Raw genomic sequence first — 24111 nt, 5'->3', positions numbered from 1 at the left:
GCTGCCTAAACGGACCACGATCTTAGCCAGATTTTCTCTTGGCTCGAAGCGGAGCCGCCGCGGGAGACAGCACCTCTCATCCCAACAACAGCATGATCGCGAAGAGACACAATGCCGGCGAGCTCATCGTCCTGAAGGCCGGCAACGACATCGCGGCTTTCGCGCTCGGCGCTTTCGATCTCATCGATATCTTTAAGACCAAGCCGCCGTTCAGACGGATCGGCATCGGCCGGACGCTGGCGCACTATTGAATCAGTCGAACTGCGGATACCGATAAGTAACCCCTTCCTATCCACTCATCACACGGGTGGGGTGATGTCGGCCCAGTAGATGACTTCTTCCAGGATATGCATGCTTTCGGGATTTTCCCAGCCCTCACGGTCGCTATCCCATCGCCCGATCACAGGGAGGTCAACCTCCCAGAGCAGCAAGCGACGGCCGTCTTTCCGGTCTTCCGGCAAAGTGCCGATCGGCTCCCAAGGGATGTGCTTGGCGGTGATCATGCAAGTTCCCTCGCTCGATTCCATTGGTCCCGCATTTAGCCCATCTTTGTGCAGGCACGAAACCCAGCTGGTTGCCAACCTGTCGGGTTTCGGCAGCCCGAGCAGCTTTTCGGTGCGCCTTCGGCTTTTGACGCCAGACTTCGGTGCGTGAGCCGCCACTCGCTTGTGCGATGCTGGCACTGATTTAACATAAGAAATATTATCAGTCTTTTATCGTTCTATTTCAAATACTTAGATTACTTGCTCATTCGCGGTCTCCGGCATCAACGCCCGTTGATCGTCCCCTCGATCGCCGCCAGACCCTTCATCAACGCCTCGAATTTCGGCGGCGCGGCCATGAACATCTCCGACATCGCGCCATAGTCCCGCTCAAGCTTCTCCCAAGTCGCGCCATCGGGCGACAGGCGCAGCGTTCCAACCACGGCGGTGTCATAGGAGGCCGACCTGTCCGCGAACATCAGGCTCTTGTTGTGCACGACCTGCTCGAGCAGATCGATCCGCCCCATCGCCTCGTTCGTGATGCCCGCCTGGTCGAGCATCAGCACGTCATAATAATGGCGCGACATGCCCTCGCGCAGCTTGCCGTTATGATGGAGCGCATGAAGGATCGTGACCTTTTCCCAGAAGGTCCGCGCAACGGCCAGCGTCGGCACCTCGGTCACCGGATCCGGCAGTTCCTCGGGAAAGTCTTCGGCCAGATAGGCAAGATCGGTCGAAGCGCGAACGGTTCCGTGTCGCCGCGGGCGCCAAATTCCAGCTTGATGCGCGGCTTGATGTAACCGCTTTCATCCGCGCCGCCGTAATTCTCGCCATAGGCGAGCCCGTAACCCGAGGTGCGCGGATAGACGAAGAGCAGCGTCTGCTGGTCCTTGTCGTCGGAATCGAGCGCCAGGCTCCAGCCCTCGGCCGTGCCGAGAGCGACTTCGATTTCGCGCGCCAGGATCGGCATGGCGACCGTGGCGACATAAGCCTGTGCCGCCGCCTTGAGCGCCTTGGTCCGGCGCTCGCGCTCCTTGCCGGTAATGTCGCTGTCCATCGGCGAGGCGACTTCGCTGAGCAGCGGCGCCGCGCGGCTGATGGTGAGGTCGATATCTTCGGAGAAGCGCGCGATGATCCCATAGGCTTTCGACAGCGAGGTCCCGCCCTTGAAGGTCATGTGACCGGCGAGGTCGGGACACATGACGAGGCGGCGTAGCGTCCAGCAGACCCAGAAATCCTTCTCGATGATGATCGGCGTCAGATCCCGCCGCGCCGCCGCTTCATCGATAAAGGCGCGCCGATCCTCGGCTGGTCTGCGTGCGAACTCATCCATTGCGGGCGGCGCCGATCTTTAAGACGACGTCGCCCATCCATCCGGGCATCTCGGCCCTGGCCTGGGCGAGCATCCGCATGTCGCGATCATCGAGGCGGGCGGCGAAGTGCCGGATCTTGTCGCTATCGATATTGTCCTTCCCCAGATGCGCGAGCGCCTGCACGACCGCGTTGACCGAGTCCGGCGCATTGTCGAGCACCGGTGCGCGGCTGTGCTTGAGCGTCAGGCTGCGCCCGCCCGCTTGCCTGACCCGGGTGCGGCCGGTCGTGGCATAGCTGGCCCGGGCGGGAACCTGGGTCGATAGCCCGAGCCTGTTCGCCGCCGCCGCGCCCGACGGTGCGAGCTTGTCCCCGCTCTGCGTCGAGAGGGCCTTGGCGACATTGGCGGGATCGGGACTGAGCGCACCGAGCTTGTCATGCTGGCGCGGATAGTCATAAAGACCCCGGCCGATGCGCCGGATGTCGCCGGCGGTCACGAGGCGCGACAGCGCCATGTCGACCGACCCACGCGTCCCGAAGTCGACGAAGCTCTTGGGCGTGAACACCCAGCCGCGGCCCTTGCCGCGCACGCGCTTCATGATCCGATCGGCTACCGCAGACACTGGCTGTGCTCCTATCTGTTAGATAATAGCACGCTTTTTTCTAACAAGCTAGAAGCGCGTATCAGCGCCTAAATTCGCTATTTTCCAAGATATTTTGGCATCGCATCCAGATAGGATGCCAAGGCCACACAGGCAAGGTAGGCAAGCCGCCCGCGGGAGCGCCGGCCATCATCGTTCCCGATCCCGGTGAGGCGGTGGCCGCCCCTCGTCCGCACCTGTGGGCGGCGAAACGCCCTCCGGCTCGTTTCGGCGCTCCTGCGGCGGCCGTTCGGATTGCAGTATCTCCCGTGCGCGCGCGAGCCGCCGCGACACCGCCGGCGGCATCGCCGCCAGAAAGCCGGCGATTTCCTGCCCCAAGGCCCGATCTTCCGGTTTTCCGGTGGCGGCGAGCGCGACGGCGGCCTCGGCATAGGCGCCGCGGATCTGCTTCTGGCGCGCCAGCGCCATGACATCTTCCGGCCGGCGCTCCTGGTCGGCCGCACGCACGAAGCTTTGCGCCCGCAGTTCGTTGAGCTGCGCGAGATTGAGCCTGCGCCCCTCGGCCCCAAGCCGGGCATCGAGATGGAGCGCGGCTGACCGCACGCGCTTCTGGACATGACCGCGCGCCCGCCGGGGTGTCGCTTCCGCCGCGACACCGCGCGCGCGCAGCTCATGCGCGAAGGTCTCACGCATATGATGGAGATCCGCCTTGCGCGGATTGAAGCGGGTTCCGTCCGCCCCTTCGGTCGCCACCGTCAGATGGACGTGGGGATGATCGGTGTCGGTATGGAGCGCCAGCATATAGGCATGGTTCCCCTCGAACAGGATTCGCGCGAATGCCTGCGCCGCATCATGGAGCGTCTCGGCGTCGGTCGATCCCCCGGGCATCGACAGCACCAGCGACATCGACGTCGGCCGTTCCCGGCCATGTTCGTTCATGGCCTCGTCGAGCATCGCCCAGTCCTGAGCGATCGCCTTGAGCCGATCCGGCTCGGTGATAATCTCGCCCTCGCTCGATCGGACGGCGAGCTTCCCGTGGCGCGCCACATAGCCGAAATGCTCGGCGACATGATGAGCGCCATATTGCTTGCCGGAGACCTTCACCATCACCTCGGGCGCCTTGCGCACGATCCGCTCGAGCTTGGCGCGCGCCTCGGCCTGGCCCATCGACATCGGCCGGGCGGCCCCGCCCCCGCTTCCGCCCGGTTTGATCCGAACATAGGCGCCGCGCAGGGTCCGCTTGCCGCCTGCCGGCGGCCGCCAGGCCTCCATCAGGCTGGGAAGCGGGAGAACCCCCTCCTCCTCACGCATCGGCCATGTCCCAGTAGCGAAGATCGCCCTTGAGCGCGGCCCCGAGACCGGCGAGCGCATCGACGATCTCGGACCTAAAGCTTGCGACCCTGGCCGCTTCCCGCGCGACGTCGAGGCCGGATTCGACCATCACCGAGGCGTTGAGCGCGCGGGTCGCCTGGTTGAGGTTGATCCCGATCCGATTGAGCTCGCGCCACGCCTGCGCGACGGCCGCCCGCTCCTCGCGCGGCAAGGGCGCGTTTGCGCGCAAGCGCCGCGCCAGCAACGTGGTGATCCAGTCGGTACGCTTCATCCCCAGCACATCCGCCGCGCGGTCGAGCGCGGCGATCTCTTCCGGGATCAGCCGAACCTCGACCCGGCAGGTTGCGCGCTGGCGGGCGCGCGGCGCCTGATGCCCCTCCCCCGCCTCCATGGCCAAGGCGTCACCGATCAAGCGGCGCAGCAGCGCCGAGCGGCCGCCCGATACCGCCGCGAGCGCGGCGAAACGCTGGGCGACATCATCGTCGAGCCGAAAGGTGAGGACGGGCATGTCCCCAACGCTATTGTCATACATCCCCGGCGCCAAGCCTATCCGGCCCTTACCTTTACTCAACTCATCTTATAGTCTGCTTGGGCAGACTATTGTTCTTCGGCCAGCGAACCCCTCTCGAACACCGATCGTCCGCAGCAAGGGGCGGCGCCTTCGGCGCTGCCCCCGCCCATCGACACGAAAAGGGCCGCACCCCGAAGGGTACGGCCCAAACCATCGTGCAAGATAAACTACGAACGCGGAGGAGGCGGGTCAGTTGTTGGCAAGGCCTCGCTTCTCTCGCCGGTCGGACCGATCGACGAGGCAGCGACTTCACGCTCGCGGCCATCCTCGAAAATCACCGTGACCAAAGGCGCCAGCGGGAGCCACGCAGGGAAGCCGTCGACCAAGACCGGTAGTCTAGGAGATCGGATCGGCGCGGAGGGTTTGTCCGTGAGGCCCGATCGAACCGGATCGCGGTCGGTGGGGGCCAATGGCTGTGCCACAGGCGCCCGCGGAGGGACCGGCGCCGGGTGCGTCTGCTTGAGTTCGGCGATGAAGCGCGATCCTGCGGCGAGCGTTGCGCCGGCGTCGCCCCAGCTGGCGACATAGGCCTCGACCTCGGCAGGGTAGTCCCTCGCCGTCCGGTGCAGATCATAGAGAAGGCGAATAGGCGCAAACGGCAGGGCCGCCTTGAGATAGGCCGGCATGTCGCCATAGGCGGCATAGAGCGAGACGAACTGCTTGGATCGGCCGAGTGCCGCCGCGATCTCGACCTGGTTCATCCCGCCCTTCAGCATCCGGGCGATCGCATGGGCGAGCTCGACCGACGACAGATTGGCGCGCTGGTCGTTCTCGACGATCTGGTCGGCCAGCAGTTGCACTCCCTCGCCGACCGGCACGACGATCGCGGGGATCGTGGCAAGGCCCGCCAGCTGCGATGCGCGGAAGCGGCGCTCGCCCAGACGTATCCGGTGCATGCCGTTCGCGTCGGGCGGCGTAACCGTGATCGGCTGCAGCACGCCGCGCGACGCGATCGAGGCGGCCAGCTCGGCGAGCGCGTCATCGTCGAAGCTGCGCCGGGGATTGCCGGGGTCGGGCAGGATGCGCGCAAGTTCGATATCCTCGACCCGGCGCGCCCGTTCATGGTCGCCGACAAGAAGTCCGAACTCCTCGATGCGCTCGTCGAACTTGCCCATCAGGCGGCCGCGACCTCCTGGCTTGTCATGCGCCCCTCGATCTCGGCGAGCACCGCGCGGATCTCCTCGGCCGCCGCCTTGGCGCCGCTGCCGGTCTCCTGCCATACCGGACGATGATTTTCCGCGGCATGCTTGTAGGTCGGCCGCGCCTTGATGAAGGCCGGGAACATGAGCTTCTCGCCGACCGCATGCGCCAGCTTCACCGCATTCTCCATCTCGCGCCGGTCGAACGGATTGACCATCGAGGGGAGGAGCCCGAGGAAAGCGATCTTGCGGCCGGCGCGCGCGGCCTCGGCCTTGCGCAGCGCGGTCAGCAGCATCTTGGCGCATTCGACCGAATCCTCGGCAACCTGCACCGGCGCGATCACGGCATCGGCGACCGCCATCGCGCTCAAGGTGAGCTCGTCCCACTTGGGACCGGTATCGATAACGCAATAGTCGAAATGCGGGCGGAGCGCCGGGAAGCGGCCGATGAAGTCGCGCACATCCTGCGCCGCCTTGACCATCTGGAGACGGGGATCGGCACCGAGCACGGTTAGCCCGGCCTGCCCGTCGGCGCACAGGGCAGCGGCAGGATCGAACAGGTCGGCGGAAAATCCGCCTTGCCGCTCGGCGCCCAGGCGCCGCGTCGAGCTGCCCTGCGGGTCGAGATCGACGAAGGCGACGCGGCGCTCAGGCGGTTCAGCAAGATACCAGGCGAGATGACTGGCGAGGAAGGTCTTGCCGACCCCGCCCTTGAGCAGGCTGACGACGATCGTCTTCATGACCGCGGCACCTCAGCAATAGTCGTCAGGACCATCGCGCAGGTTGCGCTCATAATGATCGCGCGAGGACCAGTCGCCGCCACCCCCAATGCCGGGACCGGCATAGCGGAACAGATAGACGGTGAGGGCGAAGCAGCCGAACGCGAAGAGAAACGCGTGATCGGGATGCGCGGCGAAATATGCGGCCATGATAAGTCTCCTTGGAGCCAGTGAACGGGCAAGCGAACGGCGCCACTGGCGCCGGCCACGCGCAATCGCGCGACATCTCGGACCCGCGCCCTCCCCTCCCGCATTTGCGGATGCGGCGTCCGTTGCCCGCATAGTCTGCTCAAGCAGACTATGCGGGCCATCCCCCCGGTCGGGGGGATGGCTGCGCCGGATCAATATTCGTCGGCCAGCAGGATAGTGAGCACGCGCGTCGTGACCTCGGGGTTCGCGGCATCCGGCGAGCCATAGGCGAGCTCGAGATCGTAATAGTCGATCTTCCAGTAGAGGATCGCATCCTCGAACTCGAAGCGGCCGAAATCATGCTCGTCGATCGGATCGTTGTCGGGCGTGAAGCTGTCATAGTCGCGCACGATCCGGAGGATCTCCGCGCGGCGGCGAAAGCCGCGGAACAGGGCGACGTCGCCGATCAGCGCCGCAACGCCCGCAGTCATCACGATCTGGTTGCGGCCCGGGCTATGGATGGACCGGCGAAGCGCGTCATTGAGTTCGGCGACGCGGGCGATCCGCTCGGCCTGGCTCATCGCATTCGGGGAGGATTGGGACATGAGAACGCTCCTGATCTGTCCGGCCCCGCCCGCCGGGGCCTTCCGACAGGCGTGCCAAGGGCCGGCGGCAGAGCGCGGCCGCGCACCGGCAGGGTCGCAACGGCAGTGGAGAAGCCCGCAAAGCGGGCTTGCGCGGGCGCGCGCGCCGGCCAGGCAAGCCGACAGGAGGAAGGTCTTGGCGGGCGGGATCGCGAAGAGATGATCGCGGTGTCCTGATTCTCTGGCTCCGCGGAGAGCCCGGCGCTATCCTCCGCCCATCATGACGAGCAGCGCCACTCTCTTCCGCCTTGCCCCGGCCTGGACCGCGTCACTCCAGGCGATGCGGCTGCGCCAGATCCTCGTCCGATCGCAATGCCGCCGCTGCGGTGCGTTGATGCGCGAGGATGTCGATGCCCTGATCGGGCTCCATGGAGCAGGCGCCAGCCTCATCGACCGGCAGGCCCGATGCCGCATGGTCGGCTGCGACGGCGCGGCCTATTATCTCGCGGCGCGGGGCCATGACCGTCCCTGGCACATATTGCTGCACGATGAGCACCTGCGTGCGGGCCTGGCCAACTGCCCTCCAGCGCGCGGCGCGACCGGCCGGGCCATAGTTTGCGCGCAGGGTTGAGAAGTGCGAGCAGTCACGGCAGGGATCGTCACCCGAATGGGCTGAGACTTGGCACAAGGCTCAGGGCGAAGCCTAGAGCCCGGTCCGGCCGCGCCGGAGCCGCCATTCTCAGCGCATAGATGCAGAGAAATCCGACTTTCAGACGGCAACCGCCCGTCGCAGATTGCCAAGTGCAGAACACAATTTCTGCGATACCTTACGGAGCTGCTGAAGCCTCTCCGCCGCCTCGTTCTCTTCGATCACGAGCGTCGAACGATCAGCCTGCCGTGCCCGGATCGCGATCACACGAAAGATGGCGGCCCATCGACTGGTCCGTTCGACTGTCAGCTTCGCCTGGCCATGGGCGAGCATCGTGCGCAGCCCTTCCTGGTGCCGAAATTCCGCCAGCAGGCTCGCGACACCCTTTCCCTCCACGGAAAAGGGGCCGCCCTCATTGACGAGTGCAGCAAGGTCATCGAGCCGTTGCCCGACCAAATGCCGTAGCTTCACCGACTGTCCTCGTCCCGGCTGAGCGCTCAGATGCAGCAAAGTCTCGGTAACGGCCACCTCCACCGCGGCGAAGCATTGCAGACAGGCACCGCGCCAGGCGTTCACCTCCTGGGTGACGCGCGCCCACAGGGCATCATCGCCGGCATTCGCTATCGCAGCCTCAATCGTCATTATCGCAGCATAGTCGCGGCATCTGAACAATCGGTTCTCGTCTTCGGCGCAAGCCGCGAGCGAAGCGCGGGGAATAACCGGGAGCCGAGCGGCTCCCGGTCGAGCCGTCAGGCAAAGGGATCGAATTCGGTGACGATGGCGACGCTGCCGTCGGCGTCTTCGGCGGTGATAACCCCGTAATGCTGCCCGATCGCGATGACGAAGGTGACCATCATGAGGCTGCGCGAGAGGCTGAAGGCGTGGCGGCGAGCGATTGCGATGTCGGTGAACATGTCGAGGCTCCTTTGCGCGCCGGCGGGTTCGTCCCGCTCGACAGGCGCCCGATGTGTCCGGCCGGTGGCCGCGATCACTTTTTTGGCTGGAGGCCCAAAAAGCCGTAGCGAAGCGACCGGACCCCTTGCGGGTTGATCGCAAAAGGTCACCGGGTGGACCAAGGATCGCGCCGATTGAGAGCGGGCGAACCCGCCGGCCAGGAGGCCAGGTCCCCGCCGATGTCGCGCCCCACCCCTTGCCCTGCCTGCCGCTCCATCCAACGGGTCCGGATGACAGGCCGCCGCTTGTCGGTTAGCCCCGCCGGATGCTGTTCCCGCTCCTGCTTGCCGCCGCCGTGGTCCCCAATGATCAGACCTTCGCCTGCACACCGACGCGCGTCTGGGATGGCGATGGCCCGATCTGGTGCCGCGAGGGCGCCCATGTGCGGCTCGCCGGCATTGCCGCGCGCGAGATCGACAACAGCTGCCGCCCCGGCCAGCCCTGTCCGAGAGCAAGTGGCCCGGCCGCCCGCGATGCGTTGGTGCGCCTGCTTGGCGGACCGCGCGGCCAGACATCCACCGGGCATATTCGCGTGGCTGGCCCCACCATGCGCTGCGTCTCGACCGGCGAAGCCAAGGGCAACCGGACCGGCGCCTGGTGCAACGCGCCCGGCATCGGCGATCTCAGCTGCGCGATGATTGCGACCGGCACCGTGCTGCGCTGGGAGCGCTATGCCAAGGGGCGATGCCGATCCCGCTGATCCGCTTGGGACCATGCCGCGCCTGAACAGGATAAGAGGCCCGGCGGCGATGCCGCCGGGCCGCCCTGTCCGAGCTCAGAAGGGGATTTCATCGTCTTCGGGCTCGTTGCCGCCGCCGCTATTCTCGTTGGACTTGGCGCGGGTGAGGAAGGTCACCTCGTCGGCGATGATCTCGACGCCGTAGCGTTCGATATTCTCGCTGTCGGTCCAGCGGGTGTAGTGGATACGGCCCCGGACCATGACCTTCATACCCTTGTCGACATATTGCTCGACCGTCTTGCCGACGCCGTTGAAGCAGGTGATCCGGTGCCATTCGGTGTCCTCGAGGCGGCGATTGTTGTCGTCGCGCAGGATCTTGCCGTTGCTGTCGCGCTTCGGGCGCGAGGTGGCGAGGCTGAAATGGGTAATGCGGGTGCCGCCCTGGGTGGTGCGGGTTTCCGGCGTGCCACCGACATTGCCGGCGAGGATGACGAGGTTCTGCATGGCCTGAGTTCCTTCGATGTGGGTCCAAGGGACCGTCCCTTCGACTGATCCCCGGCCAAGGCGGACAGGACGGCCCATCCACCGGCAGCGCAGCGCCGGGGAACCCCGAGACAAGGGGTGGTGCGGGCAGCCGTGGCACACGGCAACTCGGCCCGATGGCTTGCGGGTTGGATGGGCCGGACGGCCGGCTTAGGGGTCAGATGAGGAGAAGGACGGTGCGTCGCTTGGGCCATGACCGGAGCCCACCCAGCGAAACCGCCGATATTGCCGGCTTTGCCGAGCACGCCGGTCCGGCATCTCGCGGACCTTACGCCCGTGCCTTATCTGCCCGTCCCTTGAGCCGCAGGACGGGATTGTAGATCCTTCGCATGGCCACTCGCGGGCTCGACACGACGTCCGTTGCACGATCACGCGGAGGGGGAAGAGGAGGTACGCAAGGTGGCGGCGCCTGGCGTGGCTGGCCTCAGGCAGGCCGCCACGGCATCGAGGAGCTGCCCGGTCTCGCAAAGCACGGCGCCGATGTCGCAGGCATAGCCACCTGCCACCAGCGCGTCGATCCGATGCACGGCATAGGCCGGGCCGAGGCTCTTGATGAAATCGGCCAGCGGACGACCGGGCGCCGGCAGGCCTAGCTGCCGCGCCTCGTCGAGGGCGCGGACAAGGTCATGACGGATATCGCGGGCCAGCGCATCGTCCGTCCAGCCATGACCCAAAAGATGCGCCTTCAAACCCAGTTCGCAGGAGATCGCGAGCAAGTGCAGTGCCGGCGCAAGCGCAATAGGCGCGCCAATCTGCGCGCCGCGATGAAATTCGCGCGCTCGATCGAGAAACACGGCTGCAAGCACCGGATCGCCGGGCGCCGCCAATCTTTCGATCGCGCGCCAGCGGCGCGGCGTCAGCTGGCGGAGCCAGGAGGGACCGGCCTGGTTGCGAAGATGCCGTAAGTAAGCGCCATCGGCTTCGTCCACATCGCGGCCTGTCGACCATAAGGACAGCAGCTTCGCCTTCCAGTGGCGGCCATGCGCGGCGCGGAAGGCAAGGAGCGCGCACGCACTGGCGCGATCGGGCATGAACATGATGCGGAACCTCCGAAGGGAACAAGGGACGCATCCGCCCCGCCCCCTCCCCTCCGGCACCGGAATCCGCGAGATTGAGAAAAGCCGGCCGCCGAAGCGGCCGGCACGGCGGTCAGCCGCGAGATAAAGCCGCCGGCGGCGTTCCGAGCGGTCCGCGGCGATCGACGACATGGATGCCGCGCGCCTTGGCCTCGACCACCAGCCTTTCGGTGACGCCGTTGCCCTGGAAGGCAATGACGTAGCGCGGCTTGACCGAGAGCATCTGCTCGTTGCGCCGGAAGCCGGCACGATCGCCAAGCTTGCGATCAAGGCCGAACCGCAGCTGCTGGATGCCGTTCTGCTCGGCCCAGGATGCTGCAAGACGCTCGATGCCCTTCATGTCGCCGCCATGGACGAGATACATGTCGCCCACACGTTCGCGCACGGCCTTGAGGGTCCGCAGCAGATTGTCGGCAAACTGCTTGGCCTCGTCGTCGCTGGCGAAGCGAAGGCGCCCGCCGGCGAAGACCACGGGCGTGCCATGGACCATATTGGCATCGCGCACCCGCTCGCGCCGCGCCTGCAAATAGGCCCGGCCATCGACGATCGCAGCGGTCGTGCCGAGCGAGATGCGGTTGCCGGTCGCGGGCACCCAGGAGCGGCCGGTCTCATGCAGATAGTGGCGCGCCGCGGTGTCGCGCATCCCCTCATAGGCCTGGGCGGACTGCTCGACCTTGCGGGCGAGATCGATCTTGTCCTCGAGATCAGCGGTCGCGATCTCCGATCCGTCCTGCTCGGCGAGCAGGAGCCGGATCTCGTCGGTCAGGCGGTCGATCAGCTGATGCTTCTTGGCGGCCGCGCGGTGGAAGAGATTGACGAAGCCCCAGCCCAGATCCTCGATGTCGCGTTCGAGCGCGGTGAAGGGGAAGAGCGCGAAGAGATCGCTCCAGATGGCGCTGACGGTCTGTTCGAGCGCTTCGGCCGGCGGCGGCGCTTCCATCGAGCGTTGGTCGCCCATCAGGTCGAGATGGCCGAGTTCGAGTGCTTGGAGCACTGCTGAAAGGGAGCTGGTCATGAGGGATTGCCTTTCCGTGTCGCAGGGCCGGCGGCCTTCCCGCCGGATGCGCACCCTCCGGGCCATCGAAAAAGCGGCGGCGGCACCGCCGGGCAACGCCCAAGGGGAACCCGATAAGGTCCGGGTGGTGCGGGCAGGCGCGCCTCGGCGCGCCAACACGGCCGGAGCGTTCGGGTTGCCGCCGCCAGCGCGATGGCCCATGTGCCGCATCCTCTGGCGAAAGGCGCGAAGGCCCTGTCGCGTCAGGCATTCATGACGCAGAGGACCTTAAGAAGGGCACCCGCAACCCGATCTCCCGATACGCACAGGACGGCATGAAAGCGCGTCGCATCGGAAGAGCCCGGCCGTCAGGCCTTCGACCGTGAGGCCAGATCTTGGGCCGCGTCGCGCTTGGCGGCTGCCGCCTTGCGTTCCGAATAGCGGTCCACGAGTTGATCGGCATGGCGACGTGTCAGCACCGTGAAGCGCACCAGCTCCTCCATGACGTCGACGATCCGGTCATAATAGCTTGAGGCACTGAGACGGCCGTCCTCGTCGAACTCCTTGAACGCCATAGCAATGCTCGACTGGTTGGGGATGGTGAACATGCGCATCCACCGCCCGAGCAGCCGCAACGTGTTGACCGCGTTGAACGACTGCGATCCGCCCGAAACCTGCATGACGGCCAGGGTCCGGCCCTGGGTCGGACGCATGCCGCCGAATTCGAGCGGCAAATGGTCGATCTGCGCTTTCATGATGCCGGTGATCTGGCCGTGCCGTTCGGGACTGCACCAGACCATGCCCTCGGACCAAAGCGCATGCTCGCGAAGCTCATGCACCGCCGGGTGATCATCGTCCTTGATCTGGTCGGGGAGCGGGAGATCGGCCGGATCGAAGATCCGCACTTCGGCGCCGAAGAGGATGAGCAGCCGGGCCGCTTCCTCGACCGCGAAGCGACTGAACGACCGCTCGCGCAGCGAGCCGTAGAGGAGGAGGATGCGAGGTTTCGGCTCAAGCGCGCCGAGCCCGGCGGCGAGATCGGGCCGGATCATTGCACGGTCCAGCGCGGGCATGTGATCGGGTTCGGGAAGGATACGAAGACGCGACATCAGGCAATCCATTTGTACAAAAGGGCGGCGCTCGCCGGGCATAGCGATCGGAACTCGGCCGATTGCGCGATGACGGCAGGAACGTCGGTCCGTTCGGCTGTTTCATAGCCGTGACGGCGAAAGAAAGGCTCGGCGGTCGTGGTGAGCAGGTACAGGCTAGTCGCGCCCTCATCAGCTGCAGCGCGTTCGACTGCCGTGAGAATGGCACCGCCCAATCCGCATCCGCGCCGATCGGCCTTCACGACCAGCGAGCGCAGCAGGCGGTCGGAGCCGTCGCCTTCGATCCCGCCATAGCCGACAAGGCCAACATCATCCTCGAACCGAAAGAAGCGGCGTCCCGCCTCGGCGAGATCACTGGCAGGCAGACCCGCCGCGCTCAGCTCCGCCATCAGGTCGGAAAGCGACCTGGAATCCAGCAGTGTAGCGATCATGCAGGAACGCGTTGCTCGTACCAGGGCCGCGTCTTCTTGACGATGCTGACGACAGACAGCATTACCGGCACCTCGACCAGCACGCCCACCACGGTCGCGAGCGCGGCCCCGGAATTGAGGCCGAACAGGCTGATCGCGGCTGCAACCGCGAGCTCGAAGAAATTGGACGCGCCGATCAGCGCGGCCGGAGCGGCGACGCACCAGGCCACGCCGAAGCGCCGGCTGAGCCAATAGGCCAGGCCCGCATTGAAGTAGACCTGGATGAGGATGGGAATGGCAATCAGTGCGATGACCAGCGGATGAGCCAGGATCGCCGGGCCCTGGAAGCCGAACAGGAGGACGAGCGTCGTCAGCAGCGCAACCAGCGACACCGGCCCAAGCGTTGCCAGCAGCCGATCGAGCGCCGGCTGCCCGCCTGACGATAGCAACGCCCGACGAATGATCTGCGCGACGATGACGGGCACGACGATATAGAGCAGGACCGAGATGAGCAGCGTGTCCCAGGGCACTGTGATCGAGGCGACCCCGAGCAGCAGTCCGACCAGCGGTGCGAAGGCGAAGACCATGATCACGTCGTTGAGCGCCACCTGGCTCAGCGTATAGGTCGGCTCGCCGTCGCACAGGTTCGACCAGACGAACACCATCGCCGTGCAGGGGGCGGCGGCGAGCAGGATGAGCCCGGCGATATAGGCGTTGATCTCGCCCTGCGGCAGCAGCGGCCGGAAGAGCCATCCCAGGAACAGCGTGCCGAGCAGCGCCATTGAAAAGGGCTTCACCGCCCAGTTGATGAAGAGGGTGACGCCGACGCCCTTCCAGTGTTGGCGAACCGACCCCAACGCGCCGAGGTCGATCTTGAGCAGCATGGGGACGATCATCAGCCAGATCAGCACAGCCACGACCAGGTTCACGCGCGCGATCTCAGCCGATGCGATGGCTGCGAACAGATTCGGCAGCGAATAGCCGAGCGCGATGCCGACAGCGATGCAGAGCGCCACCCAGACGCTCAAATAGCGTTCGAAGCTGTTGATCGCCGGCTTGGGTCGTGCCGCAACGGTCGCGTTCACGCCCCGATCCTCTTGCCGGCGGCGTCGATGACCTGCTCGCCATCTTCCTTGGTGAAAGCCCCGCGCTGGGCGGACGGGAGAAGATCGAGCACCTCTTCCGATGGACGGCAGAGTTTCACGCCGAGCGGCGACACAACGATTGGCCGGTTGATGAGGATCGGATGTTCGATCATCGCATCAATGAGCTGGTCATCGCTGAGCGTCGGATCGGCAAGACCCAGCTCGGCGAAGGGCGTGCCCTTCTCGCGGAGCAACTGGCGTGCGCTGATGCCCATGCGGGCGATGAGCGAAACCAGGCGCGGGCGGTTGGGCGGCGTCTTGAGATATTCGATCACATGCGGCTCGATCCCGGCGTTGCGGATCATCGCCAGCGTGTTGCGCGACGTCCCACACTCGGGATTGTGATAGATGACGATATCGATTGCGGCATTGCTCATGCGCTGGGTGCCTTTTCGCTTGGGAGGTCGGCGCGGCCCTGTTCCTTGCCGATCCGGTTCAGCCGGTTCTGTAGACTCATCTTGTCGAGGCCTTCGAACGGCAGGTTGGTGAACAGCGAGATGCGATTGAACAGCATCCTGTAAGTATCGAAGAAGGCCGCGTGCTGCACCGTTTCGCTGTCCTCGATAGCGGCCGGATCGGGCACCCCCCAATTGGCGGTCAGCGGCTGCCCCGGCCAAACCGGGCAAAGCTCATTGGCGGCATTGTCGCAAACGGTGAACACGAAATCCAAGGACGGCGCATCGGGGCCGGAAAACTCTTCCCAGCTCTTCGAGCGGAACCGGCTTGCGTCGTAGTTCAGCTTCTCCAAGAGATGAATGGTGAACGGATGGACCTCGCCCTTGGGCTGGCTGCCGGCGCTGAACGATTTGAAACGGCCTAGCCCCTCACGGCTGAGGATCGCCTCGGCCATGATGGAACGGGCGGAATTGCCCGTGCAAAGAAACAGTACGTTCAACAGGCGATCCGTCATGTTGATGTCCTTTCAGGCAGCACGACAGGCAAGCAGTTCATCCGCAAGTGGATGGCAGAGCTCGGCCCGGCCACCACAGCAGTCCTTGACGAGGAACAGCATCACGGAGCGTAGCGCATCGAGATCGGCGCGGTAGTTGATGATCCGGCTGCGCCGCTCGGATGTGACCAGGCCGGCACGCGCCAGGGTCGCCAAATGCACCGACATCGTGTTCTGCGGGACATCCAGCGCCTTGGCGACCTCGCCGGCGGGAAGGCCTTCGGGTTCGTGACGCACCAGAAGGCGGAAGGCGTCGAGGCGCGTGGCTTGGGCAAGCGCGCCCAACGCGACGATGACAGATTCGTTATCCATATATCCACGATAGCGGATATATGGATATAGTGCAATCGGCGACATGGCGAGATCAAGCAGCCGCCTGCTCGTCCAGATCATCCTCGCAAGCGAGATCGGTTGCCCGCAGCAGAAACCCGGCGGCTTCCTCGGCTCGCGCAGCCGCCGTCAGCAATGCGCGATTATCCTTGCGCAAAATGGCGAGCCAGGATCCGATATAAGCCGCGTGGTCGTCGAGATGGGTGGTTGGGAGACCCACATCGGCGCCAACCAGCGCTGCTGTCAGTTCGGCGACCAACTCCTCGAACGCATATGCCTGATCGCCGAAGCGCTTCCCGAACGATCGGGCAAGCCGGGCTGGATGGCCTGTCCAGTGGCCGGCCTCATGCGCAATGGTGGCTGCCCAGGCGGCGCGCGTGTCGAATTGCTCGACCGGCGGCATGGTGATGACGTCCGCGCGCAGATCATAATAAGCACGATCGCCGCCGCATCGCAGCCGCGCGGGCAGCCGATCGACGAAGCGCTCCGCCCGCGGACCGAGCCGGTCGCCCGGCGGGACGAGGGAGAGGGCTTCGGGATAGAAATCGCCCGGCAGTGTATCGATCTGATCGGCATTGAAGACCGCATAGGACCGCATGACCCGGCGCTGCTCATCGACGAGCTCACCCGGACGTTCGTAGGAATCGACCTTCTTCGAATAGGCTTTGTAGAAGATCGCAAATTGCGACTGCTCACCGGCACGGACCTGCCCGCCGAGGCTTTGTGCTTGCCGATAGGTCATCCAGTAGCGGGACCGATAGCCGCACTGCTCGGCGGCCAGCCATAGCCAAAAGGTGTTCATGCCGCGATAGGGCTCGCCATTGGCGCGCAGCGGGCGCCCTTGCGCGGCGCATGATCGCCAGGGCCGTACCCAGGGACGCACACCGGCCTCGAGCCGGTCGATGATGGCGCGCGTGATGGTCTCGGCCGGCGAGGGCCGGCCCGATGATTGGGTCATGGTGGATACTCCGCGAAAGAGCGGCTGTCTCAGCGCCGCCGATGAAGGGCGGCGGGCGACACGAAAGCGCCGCCCGCCGTTAGGCGTTCGCCTCAGGCGGCCTGTTCGAAGTCGCCAGCATCGCCATCGGGGGCGATCTCCCCTGCCCCGCCGTCGCTGTCGTCTTCATCGCTGAGGAAAGCGGAATAGCTCCGGAAGCTTTCGGGCTTTTCGATCGCGCCGAACCGCATCTCGTCGGGCAGCCAGGAGAGCGCCTTTTCCCGGACTTCGGCCTCGACGATGCCCTGCCCCGAACAGAGCGCAGCGCAGGCATTGGCAAGGTCACCCTTCTTGGCGTCCTTGTATCGGCCGCGCAGCACCGGCCCGCCGATCTCGTCGAGCGCTTCGAGCATGACGTCCTTCTTCACCCGCCCGAAAAAGTTCTGGGCATCGGGCCGCCACCATTGCGCGACATCAATGTCGAGCAGCCGTCCGAGATGATCGTGGAAGCCGTTGCGGCGCCCGCCATCGTCGACGTTGAGTGTCGGCTCCAGCGTCTGCGCCATGACATGGGCGAGCCAATCGGCGCGCGCCTGTTCATCCAGTTGCCGGAAGGCATCGAAGCGGGACGACAGCGTGTTCCCGCCTGCCCAGCTCACATCGAGCGCCTGGCGCTGTTCGGTCAGGACATTGCTCGCCGCGCTACCTTCATCGCGGAAGCTGACGATCGGGAAGCTCGCGGCGGCGGCCTGCAACGTCGCGTGGTCCCGGACATAGCTGCTGGCGAACACCGTCCGGTGCGCCATCAGGAATATCGTGAGATCGAGCGCGAACCCGGCATCCGAGGCGACATGGGCTGCCAGGATCTGCCGGCGCTGGGTCGCGAGTTCGTCAACCAGCGTCGCGCTGAGCCGGGAGGCCGCGACCTTGCCGGACGGTGCTTCGGGTTCTGCATCCTCGCCCGCCTGCCGGATGGCGCGCTCGCTGAACATGCGGCTGTGCACCCGCGGACTGCCATCGGGCGCCAGATAGATGAAGGTGCCCAGCTGGTCCTTGATCGCATCATCGACCATCGTGCGCGACGCCTCGATCGTATCGAGTTCCCGCTCGATGTCGGCGAGACGCGCCGAAGCCGCCTCGGCCTCGGGCGTGCCGTCCTCGAGTTCGGTCTCAAGTTCGCGGATGAGCGCGTCGCCCTCATCCGAGAGACTATCGACGCGCTCCTGCTCGTCCCCGCTCAATTCGCGCAGCGGCGGATGATATTCGTGGAGCTGGCACTCCGTATCATAGGGCACATGCGTCGCGAGAACCGGCGTCACGAACGCCAGCTTCTGTTCGGCAGCGAGCGCTTCCGCGGCCGCTTCAAGCTTCTGGGCGGCCAGCTGCTCGATGAGCTCCACGTCGATCCAGCTCTCGTCCACATCTTCACCGAACAGGTCGCGCTCGATCCGGCCGCCCGCGCCGACATAGGCCTCGCGGCCGACGAACCGTGCCTTGGCGTCGGTCGCCTTGACCGTTCCGTTGAGGAGCGCACGGCGGATATTGTCGGGATTGTCGCCATAATAGGACCGGCTCATGCTCTCGAACACGCGCGCCTGGCGATCGACGTCGGGCGTGACGGCATAAGCCTGGGCGACCCCCAGCGTGATCTCGCCCGCCGCCAGCGCCGCGAATACGAGAGGAGCCAGTTCGGCAAGCCGTACCCGCTGCTCAACGAAGCGGGTCGTGACGCCGAAACGTTTCGCCACATCCTCGGCACTCGCGCCCTTGTCGAGGAAGTGCTTGAAAGCCGAGCACTCATCCGCCGGGTTCATCGCGACGCGGTGGAAATTCTCGGCAAGGCTCGCTTCGGCCGATCCAGCATCATCCTCGAGCACCAGCACCTGAACCTCATGGTCCCCGGCAAGCCGACCTGAATCGATCAGCCGCTGGAGCGCCCGCAAGCGGCGGCCACCCGCCTTGACGGTGAAATGTCCTGCCTTCTTGAGCGGCGTGACCACGAGATTCTGCAACAGGCCATGCGCGGCGATATTGTCGGCGAGGCTGTCGAGGTCGGCATCGCGATTGGATTTGCGGACATTGTCCTTCGAGAGCGAGAGGTTCTTGACCTTCACGGACTGGATCATCGGTTGTCTCCTTCGAGGGTTGCGCCGACCTCGTCGGCCGGCTTGAGCCACTCAGGCCTACCCGGCCGAAGGCCCCCTCCCCTCTCTTCGGTCGCTTGGCGCGGCCGCGGGTCAGTCCGTGATCCTGGCGAGGATCTCGAGGGCGCGGCTCGGGGGAACGAACAGCCGCGTGCGGTGCTGGATGATCTCGGTGAAGCAGCCCGCCGCCTTGAGATGCGGCAGCGCCTCGGGCTTCCAGTCCAGCAATTCGAGGCGTTGATCGCCGGCGACCAAGGCGCGCTTCAGCCGCAGCGCTCCGATCGGCATGATCTCGCCCGAGGTGCGGACGTGCTCGACCCGCGCGCCGAGGTCGATCTCGACATGGGCCGCGATGCCGAATGCGCTGGCAATCCGCTCAACCAGCGGCGCCGGAATAAGACGCCCGAGAAGCGACTGGCCGTCATCGCTCGTCAGCCGCCAGACCTGGACATGATCGTCGGGCAGCTTGCCCCACACCGGAAGCAGCAGGCCAGTGACCAGATAGATGATCTGCGTGCGCGTCTGCGCCGCCATTGCGTCGCATTCGGCCTGCCAGGCTTCGTCGAAGCTCGCCCGGTCCACGTCGGTCCAATGGGTTTCGGCGAAGAGGTCCTGCCGGTGCCGTTCGGTGCGCGTCGGCCGCACCAGCTCATAGCGGCGCACGGTCCGCCCCTCTTCGTCCGTCAGCGAGAAGGTCGGCCGGCAAATGGCGGCCTTGCCGGAACGCGGGTTGATCAACCCGCGCGCTTCCGGGTCGGCCAGAAGCCAATGCGCTCGCTCCAGGGTCAGCGGCCGATATCGCTCCTCGGTTTCGATACGCAGGATCTCGGTTTCGGCGCCGCTCACGGGATCGCGCCGGATCACCGTCCGGTCGAGGATCGAAATACGGTCGGCCGCGATCGTTTCGACGCCAAGATCGAGGGTGCCGGCCTCGCGTGCCTTTTCCACCCGTGCTTCGATCAAGCCGAGATATTCGTCGAAGATCGCGTTCTGCAGGTCGATGCGCAGCGCCAGGATGCGGTTCAACCACCGCTGGATCGTGGGCAAGGTCTCGGTGAGCCCCCCGCCCTCCCCGGCCAGGTTCAAACCGGTGAGCGCCTGGAACTGATCGAAGTGGACCGATTGGAGTTTTGCCTGGAACAGCAGGCGAAACCACTGGTCGAGCGATTCCCGCGCGAAGTCGGACTCCAGATTGTCGCGGGGGTCGAAAAGTCCCTGCCCGCCGGTCTGGCGTTGGCCACGGGTCAGCGCGCCCAGGCTGTCGAGGCGCCGGGCGATGGTCGAGATGAACCGCCGTTCGCCACGGCAATCGGTGGAAACGGGCCGAAACAAGGGCGGGCAGGCTTGGTGGGTGCGGTGCGTGCGGCCCAGCCCCTGGATCGCCGCGTCCGCGCGCCAACCGGGCTCGAGGAGATAGTGAATGCGGCGGCTCTGATTGGGCGCGTCGAGGCTGGCGTGGTAACTCCGCCCCGTGCCGCCGGCGTCGGAGAAGATCAGGATGCGCTTTTCGCCGCGCATGAAGATGTCGGTCTCCGCGAGGTTCGTGCGCGCGCTGCGCCGTTCGATCCGCTGACGGCCGTCGGCATCGACGACGATCCGCCGGCTGCGGCCCGTCACCTCGGCCACAGCCTCCGTCCCGAAATGCCCGATTATGTGATCGAGCGCCGAGCCGACGACCGGCAGCGCACAGAGTTGCTCGAGGAGCTGGTCGCGCATGGCCATCGCTTCCCGGCACAGCACGGGCTGCCCGGCCTCGTCGATCATCGGTTCCGAGCGCACCGTGCCGCTATCGTCGGTATAGGTGCGCATCTGGCGCACGGGAAAGGCCGCGGTCAGATAATCGACCAGGAATTCGCGCGGGGACAGCTCGATATCGAGCCAGGCGCGCTCCTCGGGGGACAGGTCGGCAAGGGCACGATCGAGCATCGCTTCCGAGGTCGACACGAGCTGGACGACGGCGCAGTCGCCGCGCGCGAGATCGGCGGCGATCGCCGGGATCAGCGAGGGCAGCTTCATCGACAGCAGGATCTGGCCGAAGAAGCGTTGCTTGGTCGATTCGAAGATCGACAATGCCGCGGCCTTCGCGCCGCTATTATAGGTGGCACCGCTGAAGCCGTCGGTGACGCGCGTGGCGGCGAGCGCGGCCTGCAGATTGTTGTGAATGATCGCCCAGGCATCGGCATAGGCATTGTAGACGGCGATCTGTTCTTCGCTGAGCCGATGCTCGAGGATGTCATATTCGACGCCGGCGAAGCTGAGCGCCCGCGCGGCATAGAGGCCCTGCGCTTTGAGGTCGCGGGCGATCAACTCCATCGCCGCGATGCCGCCTCGGCGCAGGGATTCCACGAAGGCCCGCCGGTCGGCGAAGGCCGTCTGCGGTCCCCACAATCCGAGGCGTGTCGCATAGGCAAGATTGTTGACATCCGAGGCGCCCGTCGCCGAGGCGTAGAGAATCCGGGCGCGCGGAGCGAGATTTTGCAGGCGGACGCCGGCAATGCCCTGCTCGGACCCTTTCGTGGCGCCGAACCGGCCCTCGCCGCCGGCCACCCCGGCCATTTCATGCGCCTCGTCGAAAACGATGACGCCGCTGAAATCCTCACCCATCCATTCGATCAGCTGGCGCAGCCGCGTGCCCCTGTCGCCGCGGTTGGAGCGCAGGGTGGCATAGGTCAGGAAGAGGATCCCATCGCCCAGCGCGATCGGGGTGCCGAGCTTCCACTGGTTGAGATGCTGGATGTCGAGCGGCAAGCCGCCAAGCGCCGACCAGTCCCGGCGAGCGTCTTCGACCAGCGTCTCGCTCTTGGATATCCAGAGGTGGCGGCGGTTGCCACGCAACCACTGGTCGAGGATGACGCCTGCCACCTGCCGCCCCTTGCCGGCGCCCGTGCCATCGCCAAGGAAAAAGCCGGTCCGATAGGCGTTACCGGCCTCTGCCGGCGACAGCGAAAGACCCTCCTCGCTGGATATGAACCGCCCGGGAAGATCGCGCTCGAACGCCGCGCCAGCGTAGATCAGCGTTTCGAGCTGCGCGTCCGAGAGCAGGCCGTCGTCCAGGATCCTGGCCGGCAGCACGGGTTCATAAGCGACCGGGGGTGCGGCAATCGATCCCATTGCCTGCGATTCGACCAGCGCGCTTGGGTGCTCACGAGCATCGGCAATCAGCAGACGGCTCGGCCGATAGGGCAGGTAAATCCCTTGCGGTTCGCCCGCGGGTGCGGGCGCGTCGAGACGGTGATAGGCGACCGCGCGGGTCGTGGGCAGGGTCACCGCCGCACGCGAGCAGACGGGGCGGGTCCGCCGCGTGAGGCCCCGGAACAATCCGCTGGGGCGGGAGATCGGCTGCGGCTGCGGCGCGCATGGGGTCGCCATCGCATCGATGGCCGCAAGCGCAGCGCCGAGCGTCGTGCAGGTCTGGCGCGGGACCGAGCCCCCTGCCCCGTCCTTTTCGAGGAGTATGAGCTGGACTGCCTGGCCGGTGCCGTGCTTGGCATAGGCATCGGGCGGCAGGTCGAGATGCAGCCGGGCATGCGCGCCCGCAGTGGCGTGCAGCCAATCCGCGTCCTCCGTCTCGATGCGGTCGGGGAGAATAACGGCGCAGCGCCCGCCTGGAGCAAGCCGCAACAGCGCGGAGCGCAAATGGCGAAGCGCGGCATGGCGATCGCGCGCGCGCCCCTGGCTTCGCGAGAAGGGCGGATTGAGGAGCACGACGCTCGGCACCAGTTGCGGATCGAGCATATCGTCGATCAGTTCGCCATCATGCGTGCTCAGCCTGCCTTCGGGAAAGGCGTGACGCAGCAAACGCGTGCGCCAGGCATCGATATCATTGAGAAGGAGGCGCGCGCCGGCGAGATGGGCGTGTACGGCCAGGAGGCCGGTCCCGGCCGAGGGCTCGAGCACGATATCGTGTGCCGTGATCGCGGCTGCCTTGGCGGCAAGGAAGCCGATCGGCGCCGGTGTCGAGAATTGCTGGAACGCGATCTGCGTTTCGCTACGCACGCTTTGCGTGGGAAGCGCCGCCGTCATAGCGATCAGCTGGGCGAGCCGCGCATTCGCATCTGCCGGGAGCGTCGCGTTCTTCAGATGGAGGACCTGCGCGAGTTCGAGCACATCGTAGGCGTCGCGCAATGACCACAGGCCATCGGCGCTCGAGCCACCGAAAGCGGAGGTCATTTCGGCAAGGAGGTCGTTACGTGCAACCGGACATCCTTCGGACAGCCGGTCGGCTATGCCTTGAGCAGCGGTACGGGCGGGATCATCGAGCGGCAGCGTGAGCGCGAGGGGGTGTGTGGCCATGGGGCATCTCCAGGTCTGACACCTGGCATCAGCGCCAGGTCATCAGCCGGAAGGCTCCCTCCCCTTTCAGGCCGCCTCGGCGGCCCGGCGGACACGCCAAGCATCATTCCAGTCCGCGTGCCGTTCCGGCAGCCGGAGCACCAGTTCGCGTCCATTGGCTGTGAGATGGGGGCGGGCTTTTTTGAGCATGGCGGCAGCGGCGGCACCGCGATCGCCATAGACGATGATACGCTTGACCCGTTCGGGGATGGCGACAAGCCCAAGGCGTTCGACCCCGCCCAGCGCCCAGGTGGGCGTTCCGAACCAGGCCATTGCTGAAAGGGCGTCCTCGATGCCTTCGGCAAGGCCAAGCTCCTCGCCGGCCGGCGCCAGACGAATGGCCGCGTCGCCGAGAAGGCCAAGGGCAATCTTCGGCTTTGGCATGGGTTTGTGCAGGATGTCGGCGAGATCGAGGCAGGTCCGCTGGACGGCGACAACCCCCAGATCATTCTCGACCGCGGCGATCATCGCCGGAAAGAACCGGCGGCGCTCACCGGCCCCGACGATGGTGCGCGGGCTGTAGCGCAGGCAACGCGGATAGGGAGGCGGCAGACCGCGCGCCGCCAGATAATCGGCCGCTGGAGATCCGGCGATGGGCTGGCTCGCCTTCCATAGGCGAAGTGCAAGAGCGCGATGGTCCGCGGCCGCCTTCGGGCGCGGCATTGTGAGCGGCTCCGCATCGTGAAGTTTGCGCCGGCGCAAAGCAGCCAGAACATCGCGCGTGTCGCAGCCGGCAAAGCAGTGGAACAGGATCGCCCGCTCGCCCAGGCGTACCGACAGGCTGGGACCATGATCGTTATGTGCCGGGCACCGGCATTCGCCGCGCGTACCGCGCCAGATCCCACCCAGGGCTTCGACAATGGCTTTGGCGCGATGGGGAGCAGCTATGGGCATCGACTAATCCTCGGAAGTGGTGGAGCGCCGCTGCTGA

General features: G+C 65.9%; 28 protein-coding genes. 3 read left to right on the top strand and 25 right to left on the bottom strand.

Annotated elements, in window-relative coordinates; genetic code table 11:
• The first annotated feature begins 38 nt into the window (after window positions 1-38).
• The gene (locus NCHOL11_RS18115; RefSeq protein WP_129965683.1) at window positions 39-251 is read left to right on the top strand and encodes a hypothetical protein; all 213 of its coding nucleotides are present in this window, start codon (window positions 39-41) and stop codon (window positions 249-251) included.
• Window positions 252-299: 48 nt separating this feature from the next.
• On the opposite strand, the gene NCHOL11_RS17375 is transcribed toward NCHOL11_RS18115, so the two are convergent.
• The 10 genes from NCHOL11_RS17375 to NCHOL11_RS17340 all read right to left on the bottom strand — a co-directional run bounded on the left by NCHOL11_RS17375 (window position 300) and on the right by NCHOL11_RS17340 (window position 6950).
• Window positions 300-503 (bottom strand): hypothetical protein, encoded by a 204-nt coding sequence (locus NCHOL11_RS17375; RefSeq protein WP_007683427.1) that lies wholly within the window; start codon window positions 501-503, stop codon window positions 300-302.
• Window positions 504-766: 263 nt separating this feature from the next.
• Window positions 767-1165, bottom strand: coding sequence for a nucleotidyl transferase AbiEii/AbiGii toxin family protein (locus NCHOL11_RS18715; protein WP_009823951.1), 399 nt, complete (start codon window positions 1163-1165; stop codon window positions 767-769).
• Entirely contained in the window at window positions 1162-1815 is a 654-nt protein-coding gene (locus tag NCHOL11_RS18710; protein ID WP_255254901.1) for a nucleotidyl transferase AbiEii/AbiGii toxin family protein, read from the bottom strand. Before NCHOL11_RS18710 ends, NCHOL11_RS18715 begins: the two co-directional genes overlap by 4 nt.
• Window positions 1808-2416 carry a DUF6088 family protein gene (locus NCHOL11_RS17365; protein WP_007688042.1) on the bottom strand — a complete coding sequence of 203 codons (609 nt, stop codon included), beginning with the start codon at window positions 2414-2416 and terminating at the stop codon, window positions 1808-1810. Before NCHOL11_RS17365 ends, NCHOL11_RS18710 begins: the two co-directional genes overlap by 8 nt.
• Window positions 2417-2584: 168 nt before the next feature.
• Window positions 2585-3706, bottom strand: a complete 1122-nt coding sequence (locus NCHOL11_RS17360; RefSeq protein WP_007688043.1) for a relaxase/mobilization nuclease domain-containing protein — start codon at window positions 3704-3706, stop codon at window positions 2585-2587.
• The gene (locus NCHOL11_RS17355; protein WP_007688044.1) at window positions 3699-4259 is read right to left on the bottom strand and encodes a plasmid mobilization protein; all 561 of its coding nucleotides are present in this window, start codon (window positions 4257-4259) and stop codon (window positions 3699-3701) included. The genes NCHOL11_RS17360 and NCHOL11_RS17355 overlap by 8 nt, the downstream gene beginning before the upstream one ends.
• Before the next feature lie 206 nt (window positions 4260-4465).
• Complete coding sequence (locus NCHOL11_RS17350) at window positions 4466-5413, bottom strand: ParB/RepB/Spo0J family partition protein (RefSeq protein ID WP_007688045.1); 948 nt, start codon at window positions 5411-5413, stop codon at window positions 4466-4468.
• A complete protein-coding gene (locus NCHOL11_RS17345; protein ID WP_007688046.1) occupies window positions 5413-6177 on the bottom strand; it encodes a ParA family protein in 765 nt (254 codons plus the stop codon). Before NCHOL11_RS17345 ends, NCHOL11_RS17350 begins: the two co-directional genes overlap by 1 nt.
• Before the next feature lie 12 nt (window positions 6178-6189).
• On the bottom strand, window positions 6190-6366 hold the full coding sequence (locus tag NCHOL11_RS18295; protein ID WP_007688055.1) for a hypothetical protein: 177 nt from the start codon (window positions 6364-6366) through the stop codon (window positions 6190-6192).
• A gap of 191 nt (window positions 6367-6557) precedes the next feature.
• Entirely contained in the window at window positions 6558-6950 is a 393-nt protein-coding gene (locus NCHOL11_RS17340) for a DUF3768 domain-containing protein (protein WP_007688057.1), read from the bottom strand.
• A gap of 259 nt (window positions 6951-7209) precedes the next feature.
• Here NCHOL11_RS17340 and NCHOL11_RS18290 point away from each other — a divergent pair, with 259 nt between their 5' ends.
• Window positions 7210-7560 (top strand): hypothetical protein, encoded by a 351-nt coding sequence (locus NCHOL11_RS18290; protein ID WP_066564291.1) that lies wholly within the window; start codon window positions 7210-7212, stop codon window positions 7558-7560.
• Window positions 7561-7698: 138 nt separating this feature from the next.
• On the opposite strand, the gene NCHOL11_RS17330 is transcribed toward NCHOL11_RS18290, so the two are convergent.
• Both NCHOL11_RS17330 and NCHOL11_RS17325 read right to left on the bottom strand, forming a co-directional pair.
• A complete protein-coding gene (locus NCHOL11_RS17330; protein WP_031295760.1) occupies window positions 7699-8220 on the bottom strand; it encodes a hypothetical protein in 522 nt (173 codons plus the stop codon).
• A 107-nt stretch (window positions 8221-8327) separates the two neighbouring features.
• Entirely contained in the window at window positions 8328-8492 is a 165-nt protein-coding gene (locus NCHOL11_RS17325) for a hypothetical protein (protein WP_007688065.1), read from the bottom strand.
• A gap of 305 nt (window positions 8493-8797) precedes the next feature.
• Between NCHOL11_RS17325 and NCHOL11_RS17320 the strand changes: the two genes are divergently transcribed.
• Complete coding sequence (locus tag NCHOL11_RS17320) at window positions 8798-9232, top strand: thermonuclease family protein (RefSeq protein ID WP_007688066.1); 435 nt, start codon at window positions 8798-8800, stop codon at window positions 9230-9232.
• A 75-nt stretch (window positions 9233-9307) separates the two neighbouring features.
• Here NCHOL11_RS17320 and NCHOL11_RS17315 read toward each other — a convergent pair whose 3' ends face one another.
• The 13 genes from NCHOL11_RS17315 to NCHOL11_RS17255 form a co-directional block, all read right to left on the bottom strand.
• Complete coding sequence (locus NCHOL11_RS17315) at window positions 9308-9715, bottom strand: single-stranded DNA-binding protein (protein ID WP_007688067.1); 408 nt, start codon at window positions 9713-9715, stop codon at window positions 9308-9310.
• A 407-nt stretch (window positions 9716-10122) separates the two neighbouring features.
• Window positions 10123-10791 (bottom strand): hypothetical protein, encoded by a 669-nt coding sequence (locus tag NCHOL11_RS17310; RefSeq protein ID WP_007688068.1) that lies wholly within the window; start codon window positions 10789-10791, stop codon window positions 10123-10125.
• A 112-nt stretch (window positions 10792-10903) separates the two neighbouring features.
• Complete coding sequence (locus NCHOL11_RS17305; RefSeq protein ID WP_007688069.1) at window positions 10904-11845, bottom strand: DUF2493 domain-containing protein; 942 nt, start codon at window positions 11843-11845, stop codon at window positions 10904-10906.
• Between the two features lie 347 nt (window positions 11846-12192).
• The gene (arsH, locus tag NCHOL11_RS17300) at window positions 12193-12933 is read right to left on the bottom strand and encodes an arsenical resistance protein ArsH (RefSeq protein ID WP_007688070.1); all 741 of its coding nucleotides are present in this window, start codon (window positions 12931-12933) and stop codon (window positions 12193-12195) included.
• The gene (arsN2, locus tag NCHOL11_RS17295) at window positions 12933-13364 is read right to left on the bottom strand and encodes an arsenic resistance N-acetyltransferase ArsN2 (protein WP_007688071.1); all 432 of its coding nucleotides are present in this window, start codon (window positions 13362-13364) and stop codon (window positions 12933-12935) included. The genes arsH and arsN2 overlap by 1 nt, the downstream gene beginning before the upstream one ends.
• A complete protein-coding gene (gene arsB, locus NCHOL11_RS17290) occupies window positions 13361-14428 on the bottom strand; it encodes an ACR3 family arsenite efflux transporter (RefSeq protein WP_007688072.1) in 1068 nt (355 codons plus the stop codon). The genes arsN2 and arsB overlap by 4 nt, the downstream gene beginning before the upstream one ends.
• A complete protein-coding gene (arsC, locus tag NCHOL11_RS17285; protein WP_007688073.1) occupies window positions 14425-14865 on the bottom strand; it encodes an arsenate reductase (glutaredoxin) in 441 nt (146 codons plus the stop codon). The genes arsB and arsC overlap by 4 nt, the downstream gene beginning before the upstream one ends.
• Window positions 14862-15398 carry an arsenate reductase ArsC gene (locus tag NCHOL11_RS17280; RefSeq protein WP_007688074.1) on the bottom strand — a complete coding sequence of 179 codons (537 nt, stop codon included), beginning with the start codon at window positions 15396-15398 and terminating at the stop codon, window positions 14862-14864. Before NCHOL11_RS17280 ends, arsC begins: the two co-directional genes overlap by 4 nt.
• A 12-nt stretch (window positions 15399-15410) precedes the next feature.
• Window positions 15411-15749, bottom strand: coding sequence for an ArsR/SmtB family transcription factor (locus NCHOL11_RS17275; protein WP_013849891.1), 339 nt, complete (start codon window positions 15747-15749; stop codon window positions 15411-15413).
• A gap of 52 nt (window positions 15750-15801) precedes the next feature.
• Window positions 15802-16725, bottom strand: a complete 924-nt coding sequence (locus tag NCHOL11_RS17270) for an ArdC family protein (protein WP_007688077.1) — start codon at window positions 16723-16725, stop codon at window positions 15802-15804.
• A gap of 92 nt (window positions 16726-16817) precedes the next feature.
• Window positions 16818-18830: a ParB/RepB/Spo0J family partition protein gene (locus tag NCHOL11_RS17265; protein WP_007688079.1), complete on the bottom strand. Its 2013-nt coding sequence runs from the start codon at window positions 18828-18830 to the stop codon at window positions 16818-16820.
• A gap of 111 nt (window positions 18831-18941) precedes the next feature.
• On the bottom strand, window positions 18942-23141 hold the full coding sequence (locus NCHOL11_RS17260; protein ID WP_013041753.1) for a strawberry notch-like NTP hydrolase domain-containing protein: 4200 nt from the start codon (window positions 23139-23141) through the stop codon (window positions 18942-18944).
• 66 nt (window positions 23142-23207) lie between these two features.
• The gene (locus NCHOL11_RS17255) at window positions 23208-24074 is read right to left on the bottom strand and encodes a DUF7146 domain-containing protein (RefSeq protein WP_097093803.1); all 867 of its coding nucleotides are present in this window, start codon (window positions 24072-24074) and stop codon (window positions 23208-23210) included.
• Window positions 24075-24111 lie beyond the last annotated feature (37 nt).

Origin of the sequence: Novosphingobium sp. Chol11 (assembly GCF_900218065.1) — a bacterium.
GTDB classification, from domain to species: Bacteria; Pseudomonadota; Alphaproteobacteria; order Sphingomonadales; family Sphingomonadaceae; genus Sphingobium; species Sphingobium agri.
Note: the sequence above shows the minus strand (reverse complement) of the source record. Positions and strands in the feature narration are given on the sequence as shown.